Consider the following 7326-nt stretch of genomic DNA (forward strand, 5'->3'; position numbering starts at 1 on the left):
GCGCTGGGTCCGCCGTGAGACGCGCTTCTATTTCCGCCCAATGATTCAGGAAGGGGTCAGGCCGTGTTCGCCAGTCCCGTACCTCCTTCATTTCAGAGGGGAGTCTGCCTTCCTTGAGATACTTTGCCGCCGTATTGCGGCTCATGCCGGCCTTGAGCCCGGCTATTCCGGTCAGCCCTGTTTTGGTCTTCTCTCGCATCAGCTTTCTCACCTGCGCATCCGTTATCATTTCAGCTGGCTACCATCTTTCCCGGGGGGAGACAGCCGCCAGCCTCCAAGGGGAGGTGGATGCACAATTCTAATTGTCGCTGATGCTCAGGAGTAATTGTCGCCGATCATGTGCCTTTACGGGCCATTGACCGGCACGTCAGGCGGGGAGGCCTGTGCCACGTATATCGCTACATATTTTGCGATTCGGGTCTTTCACCACGGTTTTGACGGAGGTGCGACCTCCGCAGCCCGCCTTGCCTTTTTAAATCAATGCGCAACCGCACAAGCTGCAATTATTTCGGCCATAAACGCCAAGTTTGGGACTGTTTACGCGTGGCCATAAGGGGATAGGCATGGGGAAAAAATTTTTAATCGGTTTTTTTTGTGCTCTTTGCGTGAGCATGGGTGGTTCAAACAACCTTAATCAAGCATACGCGAGTAATACAAATTCAGGAAATGAGGTAACGGCATCCAATATACCTGCGCTTTTGAATTTTAAGACACTTGCAGCCGAATGTGCTCCCAACGTGCATATCCGAACGCTTTCTTCCGTATTGAGGCAAGAATCTCGTTTTAACCCGTTAGTGATAGGTGTTAACGGTGGATACTCTTTAAAAAAGCAACCCAAAACATTAGATGAGGCGGTCAGCCTTGCGAATAAACTTATAAGTCAAGGATATAATATCGACGTCGGCCTTGGACAAATCAACTCAAGCAACTTTAAAAGTCTCGGCATTTCAGTAGACAAACTATTTTCACCCTGTGAAAATTTAAAAGCCGCCTCTCAAATCTTATCAGCCTGCTATGCGAAAGCCGTAAAAGAGACTGGGAAAGAGGATCAAGCTACCTTACACGCGGCATTATCTTGCTATAATACAGGTTCACTTTCACGGGGTCTTTCCAATGGTTACGTTAGCAAAGTTGTTGCTATGGCAAGTCTTCCAGTGCCTGAACTATTGCCGGCAACCCAAAAACTAGACCAAACCCCGCCCGAGGTGCCCGAAGCGCAAAAAAACGAAGATTCGTCAACACCTCAAAATAAAAAAATAATCGCGAAATTTCAGGAAGGGGATGCGGGCGAACCGGATGTATTTAGCGCGGCCGGTGATCCCGATGCCTTCACACCTGAGAAAAGCCCTGAAAAGGCTTTAATAAAAAATCAAAATTGAAATTTTGATCGAAATACATTGTAATTGAGAAGATTATATTCTACAGTCAGACTAGTGCAGTCTTGCATTGACATAGGGATGTAAAACGGGAGGAGTAAGATTTTCATATGAACAAGCGCTTCATTCCAATGCCAATTTCACTTGAATGCGTGGACACTATTTTTCAGGAGAAAAAAGCTTCCAGCATAACAATCGTTCGCACAACACATAATAAATGGATTTTCACTTTTGAAGCCCCAAGCCCAACAACCGGGGCTATCGAGCTATGCACATTGCAAACACAAAGGGGGAGTGTCCGCGAATGGTCTGACCCAAGATATCTCTTTGACTGGCTTTTCAAGCGTTATGGCGTTCAAGAAGGAAACTTTAAAATCCTCCCAAAGGAGAAATAATATGCAGACCAACAAAACAAACACCATCGGTAGCGTCGTTGTTATGACTTTGATTTTGGCCGCTTGCATCGTATCGCCGGCCTATGCTGCTGGGCTCTCCCAAGCAACGACTGTCCTCAACTCCATCAAGGAAAATCTCACAACAATCATTCCCATCCTTGCTACTGTCGCGCTTATGATTATCGGCGTCATGTACGCCATGCGCATGATGCACAAAGATACCTTTGTTCATTGGCTTATCGGTATCATCATTGCTGGTTCGGCAGCGGAAATTACTTCCATGATTATCAGCTAATGCAGGTCAACTAATGGACTCGTACCACATTCAACCATTTCCCCTTTTTAAAGGGGCAACGCGAGTTCCAACTGTTTTTGGCGTACCGTCCATGGCATTGCTTGGCGCATTTACGGTTGTCGCATTGATCGCCATGTGGGTTAACATTTGGTGCTGGCTTTTGCTTCTCCCTGTTATCACTATCATGAGGCTCATCACTAAACATGATGACAGGGCGTTTTCTATTTGGTGGCTATGGTTTGAAACAAAATGCCGCAATAAGAATACGGCATTTTGGGGCGGGTCTACCTATTCTCCTACGAATTATAAAAAGTATCGGAGGCGTTAAATGTCCGTGAGCGCTGCCCTGAAAGTGATGGAATCTGAAATCGGAATGTCCGAGTACATTCCTCTTTCCCATCATGTAACACCCCATATCGTTTCCACTCACAGTGCAGAGTATATGACGACGTGGAAGATTTCAGGGCGCGCCCACGAATGTGCTGACCTTGAAGATGTTTTTTTATGGACCCGAGATTTAAATGCTTTTGTTCGTGGCATCGGAACTGAGCATATTTCATTTTGGGCGCACATACATCGGCGTAGAGTTGTCGAATATCCAGACAGCGAGTTTTCAAATACATTTTGCAACAAACTCAACGACCAATACAAAGACTCTTTCAAAAACTATAACCTAATGGTTAACGACCTATATTTAACAATTGTCTATCGGGAATCAACCGACAAGGTTATGTCGTTTTTCGCCAAACGAGAAAAGCACTCGTTAAAAGAAAAAAGCGAACTTCAAATAACAGCAATTAACACACTTAACGACATCAACAGACAATTTGCAACAATTTTAAAGAAAAGTTATGGCGGTGAGCTGCTCGGTATTTATTCATTTAACAACCATGCCTATTCATCAACTCTTGAGTGGTACAGCTTTCTTATCAACGGAGAATTTTCGCGGGTTCCTGTTTGCAAGGAACTTATCTCTGACTATTTGCCACAAAATCGACCAATGTTTAGCAAGTGGGGCGAAATAGGAGAACAAAGACACCTCAACAAAACCCGCAAGTTTGCTATTCTTGAAATCAAAGAGTTCGATGACACCACCGAACCAGGACAGTTTAACATACTGCTTGAAAGCAATTATGAGTTTATTTTAACGCAATCTTTTTCGTGTCTATCTCTTCATGCCGCACGTGGATTCCTCAAGCGCCACAAAGCCCAATTGGTTGACGCCAATGACGTGGCAATCTCACAAATTGAAGAGATTGATCAGGCCCTTGACGAGCTTGTCTCGCGCAAATTCGTGATGGGTGAACACCATTCAAGCCTCTTAATCTATGGCAAGACTGCGGAGGAAGTGCGGGATTACGCGGCCAAGGCCAAGGGGGCGTTGCTCGATAGTGGCATTGTACCTCATGCTGTCGATTTAGCCCTTGAAGCGGCTTTTTGGGCGCAGCTTCCTGGGAACTGGCGCTTTCGGCCTCGGCCAATGCCGATCACTTCGCTTAATTTTTTGTGCCTCAATCCATTCCATAACTTTCTGAGCGGCAAGCCAAACAACAACCCTTGGGGGCCGGCGGTCACTATTCTAAAGACGGTTAGCGGCACACCTCACTACTTTAATTTTCACGTTTCTGGCCTTGAGGAGAATGCCACAGACAAGCGGTTACTTGGTCACTCCTTTATTGGTGGCCAATCAAGTGCCGGTAAAACAACGATTCTCGGCTTTTTACTTGCTCAGGCTCAAAAGTTCGATCCCACAATTGTTGCATTCGACAAAGACCGTGGCTTGCAAGTCGCAATCTGCGCTATGGGTGGTAAGTATCTTCCACTTAAAAACGGTGAGGCATCCGGTTTCAATCCATTGCAGTTAGAGCCTACAAAAGCAAATATCCTATTTCTTAAACGCCTTATTATGCAGCTCATAGCAAGTAGCGGTGATGCTATCACTCACAATGATGAGCGCGAAATCGATCAAGCGCTTGATACGGTGATGCACCATATCGACAAGCCGTTACGCCGCCTCAGTCTTTTGCTTCAGTCTTTACCGAACCCACTACGTGATGAATACGATTCACGTCCAACTGTCCACGCTAGACTAGAAAAATGGTGTCAAGGCGGGGAATATGGCTGGTTATTCGACAATGAAAAAGATGAACTTGACTTAACAACTCACCGTCTTTTTGGCTTTGACGTAACAGATTTCCTCGACAACCAAGTAACACGTACACCGACAATCATGTACTTATTATTCAGGACTGAAGACATGATTGACGGAAGACGTTTTATGTATGTCTTTGACGAGTTTTGGAAAATTCTTAACGATGCGCAATTAGAATATTTTGTCAAAGATAAGCTCAAAACAATGCGAAAAGAAAATGGCATTTGCCTATTCTCAACACAAGAGCCTGACGACGCATTGCGAAGCAATATCGGAAAGACAATTGCACAACAATTGGCGACTTTAATTTTCCTGGAAAACCCCCGTGCTGACGCTGACGATTACATTGAAGGATTCAAGCTCACTCAATCGGAGTTTGCCGTTATTAAAGAAATTCCATCAGGGTCAAGACGATTCCTCATCAAACAAGGAGAACAGGCTGCGGTTGCATCCCTGAACTTGGCAGGCTTTGACGATGCACTTTTGATTTTGTCTGGCACACCTGACAATGCGGATATTTGCGAGGAAGTAATTGCCGAGGTTGGCGACAACCCCGACGTTTGGGTTCCTTTATATCTTCAACGCGTTCGCGCTAACTTCGGAGGAAAACAATAATGAACACCAAAGCCATACTGTTTTCATTCGCAGTTTTTTTCATCATTTTTTTTGGGGGAACGAACAACACATACGCTCAAATATCTGTCACAGTTACAACGGACATTCCTGGATTGTCCTTTCATGCGGAAGACATTGCAAAATACGTTGAAATGATACAACAGATGAAAAGCCAAATTGAACAGCTTGAGGCAACATACAAATCATTAACTGGCTCATCTGGAATTGGTAGCCTTTTCGATAATTCGGCCCTGAAAAGCCTGCTCCCATCTGATTGGCAAAATGTTTATGAATCCGTAACCAACGGCGGGTACTCCGGCATATCTGGAACTGTGTCAAGCATTCTTTCTTCAGAAAAAAGTAAAGTTTCAAGCGGCACAGTTAAAGACGCGTTAAGCTCTCTTGAAACTCGCATGTCTGAAAAGGCAGCATATGACAAAGCCCTTGGCGAGAGTGCTTATAAAAGCGCACTCCAACGACTTGATAGCATCGAATCGATGGTTGAACAAATAGACGAAGAAACTGACCCTAAAGAAATAATGGACTTGCAGGCCAGAATACAGGGAGAGCAAGCCGCCATCCAAAACGAACAGACAAAAATTCAGCTCATGTCAATGCTTCAAAAAGCTGAAGACGGCCTCATCCAACAACAAAAACGCGACTTAGGGAAACGCATTTTCAGCTCGGAAGCAACGCAAATTCCTTCTTTAGGAGATTAACAATGAAGATCATCATCAAAGCTACTTTTGTTGTTGCTTTGCTTGTTTTATTTGGCTGCAACCAAGAAAAAGAACATGACGTTGCGTGGTATCGTGAACACCGCACCGAACGAAAAGCCAAGCTTCAAGAGTGCCTAAACGGCACTCGCGACAATCGAATTTTTAATGCAAACTGCGACAACGCAAAAGTTGCTGAAGGAGCGGAAATTTTCAGCAATAAAAAAGATGTAATAATCGACCTCAACGGCGCACACAAAAAATAGACATGGTTCATCATGGAAATACAATTATTCTCACAGCTATTTACGAGGATTGACACCATAACCTCAACATTTGTTAGCTCCATATCCTCAAATGTCATTTCACAAGTTACGCCTGTTATTTCTGCCGGGCTCACCGTTTCATTTATTTTTTATGGTTTTTTAGTCGCCCGTGGAGCAGTTGACTCCTCAATCATGGATTATCTCTATCGCTGCTTCAAAATAGCTGTGATTGTTTCCTTTGCGGTCGCAGGTGGTATTTATCAATCTTCTATTGCTGACGTCATAACAACTGCCCCTGACGAATTTGCAACCGCCATTCTTCCATCAGCAAGCGAAGCACAAGGATCAGCAGCAGCCAACTTAATGGATAAAGCCGCCAGTGTCGGATTTGAAAAAGCTGGCGATGCTTGGGACAAAATTTCAGTAATGGAAATGGGCCATGCTGTAGCATTAGCACTCATTGGTCTATTAATAATTTTAGCGACTATTATCTTAACTGCTGTTGGGGCTTCATTTCTTCTTGTTGCTAAGATCGCGTTAGCTGTACTAGCGGGCCTTGGTCCAATGTTTATTTTTGCTTTAATATTTAAACCAACTCAAAAGTTTTTTGAGGCATGGAGTGGTCAAATATTCACATATTTCTTTATGATCGTTCTCGTTTCAAGCGTATTTGGTGTTATGATGCAACTTTTTACCACCTATGTTTCGAGCATGGAAATAGACGGTGTCATGTCACAAGCGGCATCTGTCGGAGGCTGCTTAATTCTTTCTACAGTCACGCTTGTCATCTTTTTGCAAATCCCATCTATGGCGGCCTCTCTTGGGGGTGGCCTGTCGGTCAATATGTGGGGAGCTGTGAATACAGCCCGATCCTTGGGTTCTTCGGGTGGTGCCATGCGGGCAGGTGCGCCAGTAAGCACCGGCAGCGCTGGGGGCGGTGGCGGTAAGGCTAGCGGAGGGCTTGCACATGGCTTGATGTCCAAAGCGAGTGCAGGCTTATCAAAAGCTGCCGGGCTCTTTCGCGGTTCCCGCAAGTGACCGGCCTTCCTCTCCCTTTGAAGGCGGTAGCTAAAAAAAGCTACCGCCTTTTTAATTCAAAATTGCATTTTTGATCGATAACGGCTAAGATCAGAACAAACGCCCCCTGGAGGAAATAAAGGTGAAAAAACTCATGGTTTTATGCTTATGTGCCTTGCTTACTGGGGTCGTCTCAGAAAACGGAAAAAATCGTACGCTAAGCCTGGGCTGAGGCTGGCACCCAGCGGTACAGCGTCGGAATGGACACACCGAGGTTCTTGGCCACATCCTTGGGGGGGACGCCACTGGCCAGGAGCTTCTTGGCCGACTCGATCTTGCTCTCTGTCATCTTGGGCTTACGGCCGCCCTTGCGGCCAAGCTGACGGGCGACTTCCAGCCCGGCGCGTGTGCGTTCGACGATCAGCTCGCGCTCCATTTCGGCAAGGCTGGCCATGACATGAAAGAAGAACCGACCTGACGGCGTGCTCGTGTCG

At 45.6% G+C, this 7326-nt stretch carries 9 protein-coding genes and 1 pseudogene; 8 read left to right on the forward strand and 2 right to left on the reverse strand.

Annotated elements, in window-relative coordinates; genetic code table 11:
* Positions 1-211 (reverse strand): annotated as a pseudogene (locus Q368_RS26815) (hypothetical protein); the annotation flags it as partial.
* 352 nt (positions 212-563) lie between these two features.
* Here Q368_RS26815 and Q368_RS25305 point away from each other — a divergent pair.
* The 8 genes from Q368_RS25305 (at position 564) to Q368_RS25330 (ending at position 6853) form a co-directional block, all read left to right on the forward strand.
* Complete coding sequence (locus tag Q368_RS25305) at positions 564-1379, forward strand: lytic transglycosylase domain-containing protein (protein WP_084158990.1); 816 nt, start codon at positions 564-566, stop codon at positions 1377-1379.
* A 107-nt stretch (positions 1380-1486) separates the two neighbouring features.
* Positions 1487-1771: a hypothetical protein gene (locus Q368_RS25310; RefSeq protein WP_211249806.1), complete on the forward strand. Its 285-nt coding sequence runs from the start codon at positions 1487-1489 to the stop codon at positions 1769-1771.
* 1 nt (position 1772) lies between these two features.
* The gene (locus Q368_RS0122430) at positions 1773-2066 is read left to right on the forward strand and encodes a TrbC/VirB2 family protein (RefSeq protein WP_029461248.1); all 294 of its coding nucleotides are present in this window, start codon (positions 1773-1775) and stop codon (positions 2064-2066) included.
* A 13-nt stretch (positions 2067-2079) separates the two neighbouring features.
* Entirely contained in the window at positions 2080-2394 is a 315-nt protein-coding gene (locus Q368_RS27520) for a VirB3 family type IV secretion system protein (RefSeq protein ID WP_084158992.1), read from the forward strand.
* A 6-nt stretch (positions 2395-2400) separates the two neighbouring features.
* The gene (locus tag Q368_RS25320; protein ID WP_281174663.1) at positions 2401-4833 is read left to right on the forward strand and encodes a VirB4 family type IV secretion/conjugal transfer ATPase; all 2433 of its coding nucleotides are present in this window, start codon (positions 2401-2403) and stop codon (positions 4831-4833) included.
* The gene (gene virB5, locus Q368_RS25325) at positions 4833-5552 is read left to right on the forward strand and encodes a P-type DNA transfer protein VirB5 (protein ID WP_084158994.1); all 720 of its coding nucleotides are present in this window, start codon (positions 4833-4835) and stop codon (positions 5550-5552) included. Before Q368_RS25320 ends, virB5 begins: the two co-directional genes overlap by 1 nt.
* A gap of 2 nt (positions 5553-5554) precedes the next feature.
* Complete coding sequence (locus tag Q368_RS26335; protein WP_156955888.1) at positions 5555-5815, forward strand: EexN family lipoprotein; 261 nt, start codon at positions 5555-5557, stop codon at positions 5813-5815.
* A gap of 12 nt (positions 5816-5827) precedes the next feature.
* Entirely contained in the window at positions 5828-6853 is a 1026-nt protein-coding gene (locus Q368_RS25330) for a TrbL/VirB6 family protein (RefSeq protein WP_084158995.1), read from the forward strand.
* A 196-nt stretch (positions 6854-7049) separates the two neighbouring features.
* On the opposite strand, the gene Q368_RS0122445 is transcribed toward Q368_RS25330, so the two are convergent.
* Positions 7050-7326 (reverse strand): recombinase family protein (locus Q368_RS0122445; RefSeq protein ID WP_029461250.1); only part of this gene is annotated, 277 nt, incomplete at its 5' end.

The sequence above is a fragment of the Solidesulfovibrio alcoholivorans DSM 5433 genome (assembly GCF_000702665.1).
Classification (GTDB): Bacteria; Desulfobacterota; Desulfovibrionia; order Desulfovibrionales; family Desulfovibrionaceae; genus Solidesulfovibrio; species Solidesulfovibrio alcoholivorans.